This is a genomic window from Parasphingomonas halimpatiens (assembly GCF_036663795.1).
Classification (GTDB): Bacteria; Pseudomonadota; Alphaproteobacteria; order Sphingomonadales; family Sphingomonadaceae; genus Sphingomonas.
This window is the reverse complement of the sequence record NZ_JAXOJP010000005.1, coordinates 95,147-108,952: the sequence shown is the minus strand read 5'-3', so window position 1 is coordinate 108,952 and position 13,806 is coordinate 95,147. Positions and strand designations below refer to the sequence as shown.

Genomic DNA, 13,806 nt, shown 5'->3' with positions numbered 1-13,806 from the left:
CCGGACCCGTCCCTTTCGCAGGAGGTTCCTGCGGTTGCGCTACCCGGCTTAGCGGCGCGCCACGGTGCTGGTGAAGGCGCCATCGGTGACGTTTCCGGAGAGCCGGTTGTCGCCGAGACTCATCGCGCTGCCACCGTTGAGCAGCATCAGACCGATGTCGTTGGCGGTGATGGTGTTGTCGGTGAACAGCGCCGGTTGCGGCGAGTTTACGACGACGCCGGTGGTGTTGCGGGCGACCGTCGAGCCAAGCAGCGTCAACTGGACAATGCCGGTGCCGGCCGGTGCCTTGGCGACGAGCCCGGTACCGTCGTTGGTGAACATGCTGCGGTCTATGGTGGCGCGGATCGACGCGGCGCTCTTGCCGACGAGGGTCATGTGCAGGCCGACAAAGGCGTTGTCCTGGAAGCGTGATCGCTCGACCGTCAGCAGCACCGACGCGTTCGATTCGGGGCTGACCAGCATGCCGCCGCCGGAACCGCTGCGCCCGCTTTCCGACACGCTTACCCGGTCGAGCATCACGCTGCTGACCCCGCCGGTCGGCACGATCGCAATCGCGTGATTGGCGGTGACAAAGCCGTGCAGGCGCGTGTTGACGATGTGAAGTGCACCCGCCGAGAGCAGCCGGATGCCGTTGCCCGGCGCACCCGCGCCGTGGATATCGAGGCCGCTGAGCGTGACGCTGTCGCTCGCCTCGGCATTGATCGTGATCCCGTCGCCTGCCGCGACGAGGACGCCGGCATGGACGGTGTCGCAGACGATCGCCACCGCGCGGGTAATTGTCACCGCGCCGAACTCGCCGGCGTCGCGGCAGTTGATCTCGCCGCCCGCCATCGTCACTGCGAACGCACCGGCAAAGCTCCGGCATGGCAGCGCCCGGGTGCACGGATTGGCGTCGTCGCCCGTGCCTGAGACCCAGCTCCGCGGGTTCGACCCGGCGATCGTCACGCGATAGGCCTTGTTGGCGCTGAACGGACCGGTCCCGGTAGAGCTGTCGGTCGCGGTGACGGTGAAGTCATAGCTGCCGCGTGCGCCCGGCGTTCCCGACAGCAGGCCGCCGTTCGACAGCGTCAGGCCGGCGGGCAGCGTGCCCACGGTCACCGCATAGCTGTACGGCGCGGTGCCGCCCGACGCTGTGATCGTCTGGCTATAGGCGCTTCCCGACGTGCCGTCCGGCAGGCTCGCCGGGGCAACGCTGATGGTCGCTGCGGCGATGTTCAGCGTATAGCCGCGCGTTGCGGTAAACGGCCCGCCACTGCCCACCGCACTCGCATCGGTCGCGGTGACTTGGAAGGTGAAGTTTCCGCCGGCGGTCGGCGTGCCCGAGAGGGTGCCGCCCGTCGACAGGGTCATCCCGGCCGGCAGGGAACCGCCGGTGAGGGCATAGCCATAGGGTCCCGTGCCGCCACTGGCGCTGAACGGTTTGCTATAGGCATTGCCGACCTTGCCGCCTGGCAGGCCTGTCGGGGCGAGCGTGACCGCGACATAGAGATAGGCGTGGGTAACCGTCGCGCTTTTGCCGTCCGCTGTGGTTACGACGATATCGAACGATCCGGTGGCATGGGCCGGCGCGGTGACGGTAATCGCGGTGGTCGATTCCGCGGTGACGGTGCCCGCCGTGCCGCCAAAAGTGACGACATTGCCCGATGGACTGAAATGGGTGCCCACGATCGTCACGCTGGTGCCGCCGAGGGTCGATCCGCCGTTCGGCGAGAGCGACGTCACCGTCGGGGTTGGCATCAATGCGACTGAAATCACGAATGCAGTGTCGGTCAGGCAACTGTAATCGGGAGCCGACATCCCCGGGGCCAGTACCTTGGTAAGACATCCGGACCGGGCGATCGGCTGCGCCGTCGTTCCGGGTGCAAGGAAGCCCGAATAGGCGAGACCCGATGCTCCATAGAGCGTCATCGAATCATCCACCTTATGGGCGACCGAAACCAGTGTGATGTCGAGTTGTCCGAGTAAGCCGTAAGATTCCTGCTGCTGCGAGGGGTGAAGCAGATAGGTCGCGTTCGGCGTGACGTAGACATAGTCCTCATACACGGGTTCGTTGGGGTGCGTTCGGATATCGTCGCCGTCGCTGACGAGGGGCACGTTCCACGCCGAGTCGACGTTCAGCTCGGTGTACAGACCATTGCGCGGCAACGCCGCTTCCGGACAATAGTGGATGGTCTCGCCGACCGCAGTGAACGTGATCGCGATCCCGTTCGATGTGTCGGTGACGCCGGTGTTGCAGGTTTCAGCGCTGGCCGTGCCCGCGCTTCCCAGCAGTACGACTAGCGCCGCGATGACCATGATCAACAGGCGAACGGCTTTGCGTTGCGCGAACATACCCGCCGGTCTCAGCCACGACGAGGCCTTGATTTCGATCGCTGTCACTATGGCCCCCACCATTTCTTCGGCGCGAACGAATGAGAACAGTGCGAAACACGCTCGCCGGAAACGCGCCACCGACGGGTAAGCCCATGATGGATAGTGCAGGCAAAATCGCGCTCTGTCCCTGAGCGCCCCCCGCCACATGGCCGCTCAACGATACGATGACTACCGAAGAAGATTCATCACGCAATCCTTTTTTTTCAGGTACATATTAACTTGGATCAGTAAAAAGGCAGCTTCGAAGCCCGGCCGGGCGCGCAGGTAGGACACGGTGACAAGCGTGTTTGCGAGCGGGTAATCGACCCGCGCCACGATCGAGCGTTGCGGCATATCCGGGGCGCCGCATTAACGCGGTCTTTACCTTGTCGCGCCCAGCATCCTGACAAAGGCGGGAGCTGGGCATGATGCAAAGGCAACCTATAGCGGCGGTGCAGGCCGAACTGGCCCAGCGGGTCTTTGCGATCGGTGCGCGCAGCGGCCACAAGACGCGCGACGGCATGGCCATCGAGATCGACGCGATCCGCCGCATCGCCTGCGACAATGGTCTCTATCCGGCCGTCGCGGTCGCCCGCGCGCTCGAGGCGGCGCTTGGCCGCGGCGAACGCGGTCCGCTGATCGATGGCTGGCTGGCACTGTTGCGCGATGCGGTCGGTTGCGAGCGGCACGACGCGGCTGCCTGCGAAACCTTCGCTGCGGCGTGCTCGGTCCGCCTGACGGCCTGACGCTTCGGTCATGGACGCCCTGATGGCCGCGCTCGTCGCGGCCCTGGTCGTCGAGGCGACCGATCGCACGCCCTGGCTCATCGCCATCTTCGCCGATCGCTTCGCACGGCGCGGCGTGGTCATCGTCGCCTCGCTGTGCGCGCTCGCGACGGGCTTTGCGATCGTCGCGCTCGGCGGTGCGCTCATCGGTGAACGGCTGACACCCGAGGCGCGCCAGCTGTTCCTCGCCGTCGCGTTGCTCAACGCCGGCGTCTCGACCTTCTTCCCGATCAAGCCGCCCAACCGCCTCGATGGCTGGCGCGTCGGCGCTGCCGCGACCAGCTTTTTCGGGGTCTTCATCCTCGCCTTTGGCGGGCGCACCCAGTTCATCGTCATGGCGCTGGCGGAGCGCGGTCCGCTGCCGGCGCTGGCGGCGATCGGCGCAACGCTGGGCAGTGTCGCGGTGGTCGTGCTTGCCGCGCTGTCCGGTGAGGCCGCGCGCCGTTTACTGCCGATCACCGCCCTGCGCATCGTCTCCGGCATCGCACTGTCGACGATCGGCACGATCCTCGCACTGGGTGCCCTGCGCCTGATCTGAACGCCGGCAAGCGCTTAAAGATCGAGCCGTCCTGTCACTGAGATCGGCAATTTCGCGTCGCCTGGCGGGAGCGTTTGCGCGATTGGGTCGTTAGCGCAACGAACCCCATCCGCTACCCAGGGAATGACCCATGACCACCACCGCCGCGCCGCTCAAGACGCCGACCGACCTAAAGTCCAACGCCGTGACGTCGGTCGCCGACGCGCTCAACGGCATCCTCGCCGACAGCTTCGCGCTCTATCTCAAGACCAAGAATTTCCACTGGCACGTCTCGGGCCCGCATTTCCGCGACTATCATCTCCTGCTCGACGAGCAGGCCGCCGAAATCTTCGCCGCGACCGACGACATTGCCGAGCGCGTCCGCAAGACCGGCAACACCACCCTGCGTTCGATCGGCGACATTGCTCGCCACCAGACCGTCAAGGACAATGACGAAGCGTTCGTCGCGCCCGGCGACATGCTGAACGAGTTGCGCGACGACAATCTGCGGCTGGTCGAGAGCCTGCGCGTGGCCAAGGATCTCGCCGACGCCGCCAAGGACAATGCCAGCTCGGGCATCATCGATACCTGGACCGATCAGGCCGAACGCCGTGCCTGGTTCCTGTTCGAGGCCGGCCGTACCGGCTGAACAGGGGCGGGGCCGCGTTTCTTCTAACGCGGCCCCAGCGTCAGCAGCCACATGTCGGGCGGGGCGCCGAGGCGCAGCGGCATGATGCTGGTGCCCAGCCCCGCCGTCACCACCGTCAGGCGATTGCCGTCGCGGACCATGCCGCAGCGATAACGCTGTCGCGCTGGTGACGACGCCGCGCCGTACCAGGGCAGCACGATCTGCCCGCAATGCGTGTGTGCGGCGAGGACGAGGTTGATTTCCTCCGGCACCTTCGTCGTCACATCGGGGGCATGCGTCACGACGATCTTGGCGCCTGACAGGCGATCGAGCGTCGCGATCGTCGCCGGCACGTCGCCATGGTGCGAATAGACGTCGGCCACCCCGCCGATCGCCAGCGGGCCGCGTACCGTCGCGCTGTTGACCAGCATCGTGACATTGGCGCGCCACAGCGCGCGCGGCACGCTGGTCAGCCCGGCCCAATAATCGTGATTGCCCGGCACCGCGACCACGCCGAGCGACGCGCGCAGTCCGCTCAGCGGCGTGATCAGGTCGGCGGCATAGCGTTCGCCGGCAACCGGGTCGTTCCCCAGCACGAAGTCGCCCGCCATCAGTACCAGGTCGGGTTTGAGCGCATTGGCCTGGGCGACGATGCGCGTCAGCCGCGCCGGGTCCATCGCCGTGCCGCCCATATGGATGTCGCTCAGCAACAGCACGCTGATCGGCTTCTGGCCGGCCGGCCAATCGCGCAGATGGATCGCGGCGCGGCGTACGATCGGGTCGGCGCGTGCCTCATGGTGCATCCAGGCGAACATGCCGACACCGATCAACGCGAGAATCAGCAACAGACGATATCCAAGGCGCATCGACGCCCCTAAGCACGCCCGCGCGCGCCGGCCAAGGGGTGCTGGCGGAACTCCCTGCGAGCCGCCATGTTGTTTGGCGATGCGCGCCTTTGCCGATCTCCTCGACGCCTTGATCTACACGCGTTCGCGCAAGGCGAAGCTCAAGCTGATCGGCGACTATCTCCGCGCCACGGCCGATCCCGATCGTGGCTGGGCGATCGCCGCGCTGACCGGCGACCTCGATCTGCCGGCGGTCAAGCCGGCGCTGCTCCGCGGGTTGATCGAGGAACGCGTCGATCCGGTGCTGTTCCGCATGAGCCGCGACTATGTCGGCGACACCGCCGAGACGATCGCGCTGCTCTGGCCGACCCCCGCGCCCGACGCGGCGGCGGGGGCACCGCTCAGCCTGTCGGCGGTGGTCAATCGCCTGGCGGGGCTGTCGCGCGCCGACGCTGCCGGCGTCATGGCGGCGATGCTCGACCGGCTCGACGCCGACGAGCGCTTTGCGCTGCTCAAGATGGCGACGGGCGGGCTGCGCATCGGCGTTTCCGCGCGCCTCGCCAAGACCGCGCTGGCACAGGCCTTTGCGATCGACGTCGCGGCGGTCGAGGAGGTGTGGCACGGCATCAAGCCGCCCTATGCCAGTCTGTTCGCCTGGGCCGAGGGGCGGGGCGCGCAACCGACCTCGGCCGGCGTACCAGTGTTTCGCTCCTTCATGCTCGCCCATCCGCTCGAGGACGGCCGCGTCGACCTCGCCGACTATGCCGCCGAGTGGAAATGGGACGGCATCCGCGTCCAGCTCGTCCATGTTGCCGGCGAAACCCGGCTCTACAGCCGCGCCGGCGACGACATCACCGCCAGCTTCCCCGAAGTGGCGCGCGACTTCGTCACCCCCGGGGTGCTCGACGGCGAGTTGATGGTGAAAGGCGATGTCCAGGGCGGCGTGCTCGACGATGGCGGCGGCGCGGCGAGTTTCAACGCCTTGCAGCAGCGGCTCGGGCGCAAGGTCGTGTCGGGCAGGATGCTGGCCGATTATCCCGCCTTCGTGCGGCTCTATGATATCCTCTTCGACCGCGACGAGGATCTGCGCGAGTTGCCCTGGACCGATCGGCGCGCGCGGCTCGAGGCCTTCGTGCCGCAGCTCGACAGCAACCGCTTCGACATCAGCGCGCTGATCGAGGCGGAGGACTTCACCGCGCTGGAGGCGATCCGCGCCGGTGCGCGCGACGCGGCGATCGAGGGCGTGATGCTCAAGCGGCGCGATTCGCTCTATGTCGCCGGGCGGCGCACTGGCTTGTGGTACAAATGGAAGCGCGATCCGCTGACCGCCGATTGCGTGATGATGTACGCGCAACGCGGCAATGGCCGGCGCTCGTCCTTCTATTCCGACTATACCTTTGGCTGCTGGACGGCGGAGGGCGAATTGTTGCCCGTCGGCAAGGCCTATTCGGGGATCACCGACGAAGAGCTCAAGATGCTCGACGGTTTCGTCCGCCGCCACACGCTCAACCGCTTCGGCCCGGTGCGTGAGGTCGAAAAGACGCTCGTGCTCGAAATAGCGTTCGATTCAATTCATGTGTCGAAGCGCCACAAGTCCGGCGTCGCCATGCGCTTCCCGCGCATCGCCCGCATCCGCACCGACAAGCCGGCCGCCGAGGCCGACCTGATCGACACGCTGCGGCGGATGATCACCTGATCGCGCGCCAGCCAGCCGTCCCGCCCAGCGCTTGCCCAGCGCCTGCCCCGGCAGCTCGATCGCGCGGTGGAGCATGTCCTGCAGCAGCAACAGCACCGGGATGGCGAGGCACAGCGCGACTGTCAGCGTGGCCCCCGACACGCCCCGTGCGGTCAGCAGCGCGCCAAGCACGATCAGCACCGACCAGTGGAGCAAATAGGTCGCGTAGGAGCGATCCGCCAGAAACAGGATCGCAGGGTGTTCGAGCAACAGGCGCGCAGCCCTGGCATAGCCGCGGTCGAGCCGGCCGGCGAGGTGCGTCGGCGACAGGAGCAGCGCCATCACCGCGACCCACAGCCCGACCGCAAACAGGTCGAGCCGCGCCGACGCGGCCAGGGCGATCGCGGCGATCGCCGCCGGGTGACGGCACCGCGCCAGCAGTCCGGGGGCGGCAAGCCGGGTGCCGATGCCGATCAGGAAGAAAGGGGCGCCGGTCAGGATCAGCAGCGGCTGCTTCCAGCGCGGATCGCCCCATTGATGGTACAGGCACACCATCACCCCGACCGCCAGCGCCATCGCCAGGGCACGGCCGCGCGTCCGGCATCCCGCGATGAGCAACGGGGCGATGAGATAGAATTGCCATTCGAGCGACAGGCTCCAGCCCGGCGGCACGAAGACATATTGCGCATGCGGCAGCCAGGCTTCGGGAAGCATCGCGTGGAGCATCGTGAGATGCGCGAGCAGGTGGAGCGGCAGGTGGCTCACCTGCGAATCATAGACCGAGCCGAGCAACGCTCGCGACCAGTCATGGTTGCCGATATGGGCGGCAAGCACATAGGCGCCGCCGCCGATCACGCTGCATGCCGCGAAGACCGGGAAGAGCCGCATGAAGCGGCGGACGATATAGGCGCGGTACGGCTCGCCGCGCTCGAGCAGCAGATGGGTGATGACGAAGCCGCTGATGATCATGAAGGTCTCGACCGCCCATGATCCCGCCTCCTGGACGCCATGCCAGATTGGCCCCTGATCCTGCATCGCCGAGACCTGCACGATATGCGCGGCGACCACGACCCACGCCATCCAGGCGCGCAGCCCGTCGATGGCGACGAAGCGCGGGACCGCTGCGGTGGCTTTCGTCCCGACTTCAGCAGTCACGCCACCGCCCTCCGCTGCGCGTCGCGGCAGGCGAGCCGCGATCCCCGAATGACATAATCGCCTTAAGATCGGTTGAAGCTGGTGTATCCGCCGCGAGCAGATCGAGGCGTTTTCGCGCACTGTAATGTTGGAGATTTTTGTCAGAGGTACGGGGGTTGTTTTCCGCCATGATCGGTTATGGCGGGCGCGTGACCGCCACCTTGCCCGCGCTGATGATGATCCTCTCCGGCTCGATCCACGCCGTGGTCAATGCGATCGTCAAAGGCGGCAAGGACAAGATGGCGGCGCGCGCCGTCACCGACGGGTCGAGCGCGATCATCCTGTTGCCCGCGACGCTGTTCGTCGCGCTGCCGGGTGGTGCCTGGGGCTGGCTGGCGGCGAGCGCGGCGATCCACGCGCTGTACCTCTACGCCCTGATCCGCGCCTATCAGGTGGCTGATTTCTCGGCTGCCTATCCAGTGTTGCGCGGTACCGCGCCGCTGGTCACCGCCCTCGTCACGCTCGGGCTGTTGCGCCAGCCGGCCAGTGCCTGGCAGGTCGCCGGCATCGCGCTGATCGGCGGGGCAATGTTCCTGCTCGTCCTCGGCCGCCATCTCGGGCGCGCGGCGCTCGGCTGGTCGGTGCTGACCGGGGTGACGATCGCCGCCTATACCGTGGTCGATGCTGCCGGGGTCCGCGCCGCACCGACGGCGGCAAGCTATATCGTCTGGCTGTTCGTCGTCATGGGCGCGATCGTGCCGGCGATCTTCCTGGCGATCGGTCGCGGGACGATGATCGCGGCGGTGCGCGTGCAATGGCGGCCGGGCGTGATCGCCGGGCTGCTGTCGATCGTCACCTATGGTTTCGCGCTGACCGCGCTGTCGCGCGGCCCGACCGCGCCGCTCGCCGCGCTCCGCGAGACCGGGATGGTCACCGCGCTGGGCATCTCGATGCTGGTGATGGGGGAGAAGGCGACGGCCGGGCGAATCGTCGCCATCTTCGCGATCCTTGCCGGCGCGACGCTGATCCTCGTCGCCTAGGCGAGGTCGCGCGCCAGCACGACGAAAGCCAGTGCGTCGCTGCGCGGCACGCCGAAGCGCGTATCGCCATGCGGGAACGGCCGTTGCTCGCCCGTCAGATGGTAGCCGCGTCGCTCATACCAGGCGATCAGCGCCGGGCGCTGGACGATCACGGTCATCTCGATTCGCCGCGCGCCGAAATCCCGCCGCGCCGTTTGCTCGGCCGCCGCGATCAGTCGCCGGCCGAGCCCGCCGGCCTGGCGCGCCGGGTCGACCGCGAGCAGCCCGAGATAGCAGGTGCCGTTGCCTTGATCCGTCACCGCAACGCAGCCGCTGATCGCCGCACCGTCGCGCGCGACGAGAATGTGCTGGCCGGGATCGTCGAGCATCGCCGCCAGCGTCGCGGTATCGGTGCGCTGGCCATCAAGCAGATCCGCCTCGTGCGTCCAGCCGCGTCGCGCCGAATCGCCGCGATAGGCGCGTTCGACCAGCTGGTGGAGCGGCGCGAGATCGTCCCCGGTCGCGCCGACGATCGTCAGCGGATCCATTGCGCCAGCCAGTCGGCAAGGCCCTGCGGGCTCATATTGCGGGCATCCTCCAGCGCCGAGATATGCCCGCCGTCGAGCAGCTTGCCGCTGCGCGGATCGACCACCAGCAAGGCGGGGACGCCGCCCTTGAGGCCGTCGCTTGCCCCATAGGCGGCGGGAATGTCCATGTTGGCGTCGAACCGACCGATATTGACCGAGACGAGCTCATAGTGACGCGCGACGAACGCCTTGAGTACGGGCACGTCGATCGTGCCGGAGAGTATCCGGCAGTCGAGGCACCAGTTGCCGCCAAGGTCGATGAGCAGAAGCTTGTGCGCCTTTTTCGCGCGGGCGCGCGCTGCGGCGACATCGGCCTTGGCGTTTGCCGCCTCGTCATAGGGAAGCGGCAGGGGGCGCGCGAGCTGCTCGAAGCTGGTGATCGGCAGGCGCGGTGCCGTTGCGGCCGCGACCGGGGCGGCGAAGGTGGCGATAACGGCGGCGGTCAGCAGGGCGCGCATGATGATTCTCTCGGCAACAATATGGGTCACCGTCCTTACGCTGCGTCCAACAGGCTGGTTACAAAGAATAGACCCGGCGCGCCTAAAGCGCGCCGGGTCTATTCTTTCGCGGTCTTGCGACCGGATCAGCTCATCGGCGAAAGGTTCACCGCTGCGTATTTGCCGCGACGATCAACCTCGAGCTCGAACTCCAGCTTGTCGCCCTCATTGAGGGTCGGCATGCCGGCGCGCTCGACCGCCGAGATGTGCACGAACGCATCGGGCTGCCCGTCGTCGCGCTGAATGAAGCCGAAGCCCTTCATCGCGTTGAAGAACTTGACCGTGCCGGTCGCCTTCTCGCCGGTCAGCTGGCGCTGCGGCGCACCGCCGGCACCACCACGATCGCCACCCGGGCCGCCAGCGGCGCGCTCGGGCCGCGGCCCGCGCTCTTCCACAGCCATCGGCTCGCCGTCGATCTTGAGATCGGTCGCCGAGATGCGGCCGCCACGATCGACGAGCGTGAAGCCGAGCGGCTGACCCTCGGCCAGACCGGTCAAGCCGGCCTGTTCGACCGCGCTGATGTGAACGAACACATCCTCGCCGCCATCATCGCGAACGACGAAGCCGAAGCCCTTCTGGCCATTGAAGAATTTGACGACGCCCGTGCCTTCGCCGACCACCTGGGGGGGCATGCCGCGACCACCGCCGCCGCCGCCGCCACCACCGAAGCCGCCGCCACCACCGCCGCCGCGATAGCCACCGCCACCGCCGCCGCCGCCGAAGCCGCCACCACCGCCGAAGCGATCGCCGCCACCGCCGAAGCGATCACCACCGCCGCCGAAACGATCGCCGCCGCCGAAGCTGCTGCCGCCACCGAAGTCGTCGCCGCCGAAACCGTCGCGCTTGTCGCGGCCACGTCCGCCACGATTGCCGCGGCCACCTTTATCGAAACTCATGCCCTGTTCGTCTTCCCGCCTCGTTCCGTCGGTAAAACAAGAGCCACGCCGAACGAGAAGCGCAGGTCTTCGGGCGCTGAACCAATCACGCCGCCGACTCGTTCTAGACTAAAATGACCAGCGCCGCGAACGAATTCGTCCAAAATGCGGCAAAGGCCACCGCGATACTTGCGGAACCGATGCAGCCGGGCCACAGGCGATGCCATGTCGCTCCTCACGCTCGTCACCGATCCTGCCGCCTGGGCGGCCCTTGCCACGCTGATCGTGATGGAGATCGTGCTCGGAATCGACAACCTGATCTTCATCTCGATTCTGTCCAACAAGCTGCCGGTCGAGCAACGCGTGCGGGTGCGGCGACTCGGCATCGGCCTTGCGCTGGTGTTGCGGCTCGCGCTGCTTTCGACAATCGCGTGGATCGCCGGGATGACCGCGCCGGTCATCGATCTCGGCCTGACGCATGTCGGCGCCGACGGCCACGCCACCTTTGAGACCGCGCTGTCGATTCGCGACCTGATCCTGATCGCCGGCGGGCTGTTCCTGCTCTACAAGGCGACGACCGAAATCCATCACAGTCTCGACCCGGTCGAGAAGGATGTGACGGCGCAAGGCGGCGCGCTGCTCAGTTTCGGCTCGGCGATCATCCAGATCCTCGCGCTCGACATGGTGTTTTCGATCGATTCGATTCTCACCGCGATCGGCATGACCGACGACCTGCCGGTGATGATCATCGCGGTGATCACCGCGGTCGCGGTGATGCTGTTCGCGGCGACGCCGCTCGCCGAGTTCATCGCCCGCAACCCGAGCGTGGTGATGCTGGCGCTCGGCTTCCTGCTGATGATCGGCTTCGTGCTGATCGCAGACGGTTTCGGCGTCCATATGCCCAAGGGTTATGTCTACAGCGCGATGGCCTTTGCCGGCGCGGTCGAGGCGCTCAACCTGATGGCGCGGCGCAAGGCGAGGCGTTAGGGCGGCCATCACGGCCATTGCGGTCATCGCATTTGGACCCTAGTCCCGCGCGATGACCGTATTCCTGCACGAAGAAGACATTCCCGCCGGCCTTTTTGCGGACGGCGTCGATATTGCCGTCGACACCGAAACGATGGGCCTGCTCACCCCGCGCGACCGGCTGTGCGTCGTGCAATTGTCCGATGGCGGCGCCGACGAGCACCTCGTGCGCTTTTCGCCCGGCAGCGACTATGCCGCGCCCAATCTCAAGGCGCTGCTCGCCGATCGCAGCCGCGTGAAACTCTATCATTTCGCGCGCTTCGACCTTGCCGCGATCGAGCATTATCTCGGGGTCGAGGCCGGGCCGGTCTATTGCACCAAGATCGCCTCGCGGCTGGTGCGCACCTATACCGATCGCCACGGCCTCAAGGAGCTGGTGCGCGAGCTGCTCGGTCAGGACATCTCCAAGGCGCAGCAATCGTCCGACTGGGGCGGCCCGGTGCTGAGCGACGCGCAGAAGGATTATGCCGCGTCGGATGTGCGCTTTCTCCACGCAATGCGCACCGAGCTCGACAAGCGCCTCGCCCGTGAGGGCCGCACCGCGCTGGCGCAGGGTTGCTTCGACTTCCTGCCGCACCGTGCGCGACTCGACCTAGCCGGTTGGCCGGAGGTCGATATCTTCGCGCATGTCTGATGCGATGGTCCTGACTCCGACGGCGCGGCAGATCTGGGCGGCGCCCGGCAGCAGCCACGACCGGCTGATCGGTGGCTTGCGCATCCTGCTGCCGATGCTGATCGGCATGCTCGGCGCGTTCGTGGTGTTCATGCCGCTGTTCAGCGGCGGCGACGTGTCGTTCGTGCTCGACAAGAAGAAGGTCGAGGTCGCCAAGGAGCGGATGCGCACCCAGGCCGCGACCTATCGCGGCGAGGACGGCAAGGGCCAGCCCTTCATCATGACCGCCGGCTCGGCGGTGCAAAAGAGCTCGACCGAGCCGATCGTGCGCGTCGAGGCGCTGGCCGCGCAGATCCAGCTTCAGGACGGCCCCGCCAATGTCACGGCACCGCACGGCGCCTATGACATGCAGCGCGAGCAGGTCGAGATCAACGGCCCGGTCAAGGTCGTTGCCAGCGGCGGTTATACGCTCGACACCAACGACGCGACGCTCGACCTGAAGACGCGCCACCTGCGCAGCGCAGGGGCGGTGACGGGCACGGTCCCGCAGGGACAGTTCAGCGCCAACCGGTTGACCGCCGATCTCGACAACCATGTCGTTTCGCTCGACGGCAACGCGCGCTTGCGGATCGTGCCGCGAAAGACGAGATAGGCGCCCATGATGCGTTTCCCGCTTTTCCTCGCTCTGGCGGCGCTTGCCGGCGCTGCCGCCACCGCCCAGTCGCGACATGATTCGTCTGCGCCGATCAACTTCGGCGCCGACCATATCGAACTGCAGGACAAGGCCAATCGCGCGATCCTGTCGGGCAATGTCTCGGTCAAGCAGGCCGAGATGACGCTCAACGCGGCGCGCGTGACGGTGGCCTATACCGGCCAGGTGATCGACGGCTCGCCGCAGGTGTCGCGGCTCGATGCCTCGGGCGGTGTCGTGGTGACGCGCCCGGACCAGAGCGCGCGCGGGCAATTCGCGGTCTATGATCTCAACAAGCGGATCGTCACCATGCTCGGCGGGGTGACGCTGATCCAGGCGGGCAATACCGTCAACGGTTCGCGCCTGACGATCAATCTGGATACCGGCCGTGCCGTGATTGACGGATCTTCGGTCGGCGGCCGGACCGGCGAGGGCGGCGTCACCAAGGGCGGCGGCCGTGTGACGGGCACCTTCTCGGTACCCAAGCGCAACCCGTAGCAGCGCGCTAGTGGTCCGATTTTGACATTTGCTACCGCTTTCGGCGAGGTCGCGGGCAAATGTC

15 protein-coding genes and 1 pseudogene are annotated in these 13,806 nt (G+C 67.0%); 9 read left to right on the top strand and 7 right to left on the bottom strand.

All coding sequences use genetic code 11. From position 1 onward, the window contains the following. Positions 1-48 precede the first annotated feature (48 nt). Both U1839_RS07230 and U1839_RS07225 read right to left on the bottom strand, forming a co-directional pair. The gene (locus U1839_RS07230) at positions 49-2,379 is read right to left on the bottom strand and encodes a putative Ig domain-containing protein (RefSeq protein ID WP_332802991.1); all 2,331 of its coding nucleotides are present in this window, start codon (positions 2,377-2,379) and stop codon (positions 49-51) included. A 162-nt stretch (positions 2,380-2,541) separates the two neighbouring features. Further along, on the bottom strand, positions 2,542-2,706 hold the full coding sequence (locus U1839_RS07225) for a hypothetical protein (protein WP_332802990.1): 165 nt from the start codon (positions 2,704-2,706) through the stop codon (positions 2,542-2,544). A gap of 71 nt (positions 2,707-2,777) precedes the next feature. Between U1839_RS07225 and U1839_RS07220 the strand changes: the two genes are divergently transcribed. From U1839_RS07220 to U1839_RS07210, 3 genes are all read left to right on the top strand, one after another. After that, complete coding sequence (locus tag U1839_RS07220; protein ID WP_332802989.1) at positions 2,778-3,098, top strand: hypothetical protein; 321 nt, start codon at positions 2,778-2,780, stop codon at positions 3,096-3,098. Positions 3,099-3,120: 22 nt separating this feature from the next. Beyond that, the gene (locus tag U1839_RS07215) at positions 3,121-3,675 is read left to right on the top strand and encodes a TMEM165/GDT1 family protein (RefSeq protein ID WP_332802988.1); all 555 of its coding nucleotides are present in this window, start codon (positions 3,121-3,123) and stop codon (positions 3,673-3,675) included. A 130-nt stretch (positions 3,676-3,805) separates the two neighbouring features. Next, positions 3,806-4,303, top strand: a complete 498-nt coding sequence (locus tag U1839_RS07210) for a Dps family protein (RefSeq protein WP_332802987.1) — start codon at positions 3,806-3,808, stop codon at positions 4,301-4,303. A 23-nt stretch (positions 4,304-4,326) separates the two neighbouring features. Here the strand turns inward: U1839_RS07210 and U1839_RS07205 are convergent, their stop codons facing one another. Further along, positions 4,327-5,148 (bottom strand): metallophosphoesterase, encoded by an 822-nt coding sequence (locus U1839_RS07205; protein ID WP_332802986.1) that lies wholly within the window; start codon positions 5,146-5,148, stop codon positions 4,327-4,329. Positions 5,149-5,227: 79 nt separating this feature from the next. On the opposite strand from U1839_RS07205, the gene U1839_RS07200 reads away from it, so the two are divergent. Next, positions 5,228-6,823, top strand: coding sequence for a cisplatin damage response ATP-dependent DNA ligase (locus tag U1839_RS07200; protein ID WP_332802985.1), 1,596 nt, complete (start codon positions 5,228-5,230; stop codon positions 6,821-6,823). A gap of 99 nt (positions 6,824-6,922) precedes the next feature. Here the strand turns inward: U1839_RS07200 and U1839_RS07195 are convergent. Further along, positions 6,923-7,957: pseudogene (locus U1839_RS07195) on the bottom strand (acyltransferase family protein); the annotation flags it as partial. 137 nt (positions 7,958-8,094) lie between these two features. Here U1839_RS07195 and U1839_RS07190 point away from each other — a divergent pair. After that, the gene (locus tag U1839_RS07190) at positions 8,095-8,976 is read left to right on the top strand and encodes an EamA family transporter (RefSeq protein ID WP_332802984.1); all 882 of its coding nucleotides are present in this window, start codon (positions 8,095-8,097) and stop codon (positions 8,974-8,976) included. Here the strand turns inward: U1839_RS07190 and U1839_RS07185 are convergent. The 3 genes from U1839_RS07185 to U1839_RS07175 form a co-directional block, all read right to left on the bottom strand. Next, a complete protein-coding gene (locus U1839_RS07185; protein WP_332802983.1) occupies positions 8,973-9,503 on the bottom strand; it encodes a GNAT family N-acetyltransferase in 531 nt (176 codons plus the stop codon). The two genes, U1839_RS07190 and U1839_RS07185, sit on opposite strands and share 4 nt — an antisense overlap. Next, on the bottom strand, positions 9,491-10,000 hold the full coding sequence (locus U1839_RS07180) for a thioredoxin family protein (protein WP_332802982.1): 510 nt from the start codon (positions 9,998-10,000) through the stop codon (positions 9,491-9,493). The genes U1839_RS07185 and U1839_RS07180 overlap by 13 nt, the downstream gene beginning before the upstream one ends. Positions 10,001-10,125: 125 nt before the next feature. Continuing rightward, a complete protein-coding gene (locus U1839_RS07175) occupies positions 10,126-10,935 on the bottom strand; it encodes a cold-shock protein (protein WP_281128003.1) in 810 nt (269 codons plus the stop codon). A gap of 204 nt (positions 10,936-11,139) precedes the next feature. On the opposite strand from U1839_RS07175, the gene U1839_RS07170 reads away from it, so the two are divergent. Genes U1839_RS07170 through U1839_RS07155 form a run of 4 tightly spaced genes read left to right on the top strand, consistent with a single transcriptional unit; the run spans position 11,140 to position 13,742 of the window. Next, positions 11,140-11,901: a TerC family protein gene (locus tag U1839_RS07170; protein WP_332802981.1), complete on the top strand. Its 762-nt coding sequence runs from the start codon at positions 11,140-11,142 to the stop codon at positions 11,899-11,901. A gap of 52 nt (positions 11,902-11,953) precedes the next feature. Next, on the top strand, positions 11,954-12,574 hold the full coding sequence (locus U1839_RS07165; RefSeq protein WP_332802980.1) for a ribonuclease D: 621 nt from the start codon (positions 11,954-11,956) through the stop codon (positions 12,572-12,574). Beyond that, entirely contained in the window at positions 12,567-13,205 is a 639-nt protein-coding gene (lptC, locus tag U1839_RS07160; protein ID WP_332802979.1) for an LPS export ABC transporter periplasmic protein LptC, read from the top strand. Before U1839_RS07165 ends, lptC begins: the two co-directional genes overlap by 8 nt. A gap of 9 nt (positions 13,206-13,214) precedes the next feature. Continuing rightward, on the top strand, positions 13,215-13,742 hold the full coding sequence (locus U1839_RS07155) for an LptA/OstA family protein (protein ID WP_332803141.1): 528 nt from the start codon (positions 13,215-13,217) through the stop codon (positions 13,740-13,742). The last annotated feature ends 64 nt before the right edge of the window (positions 13,743-13,806 follow it).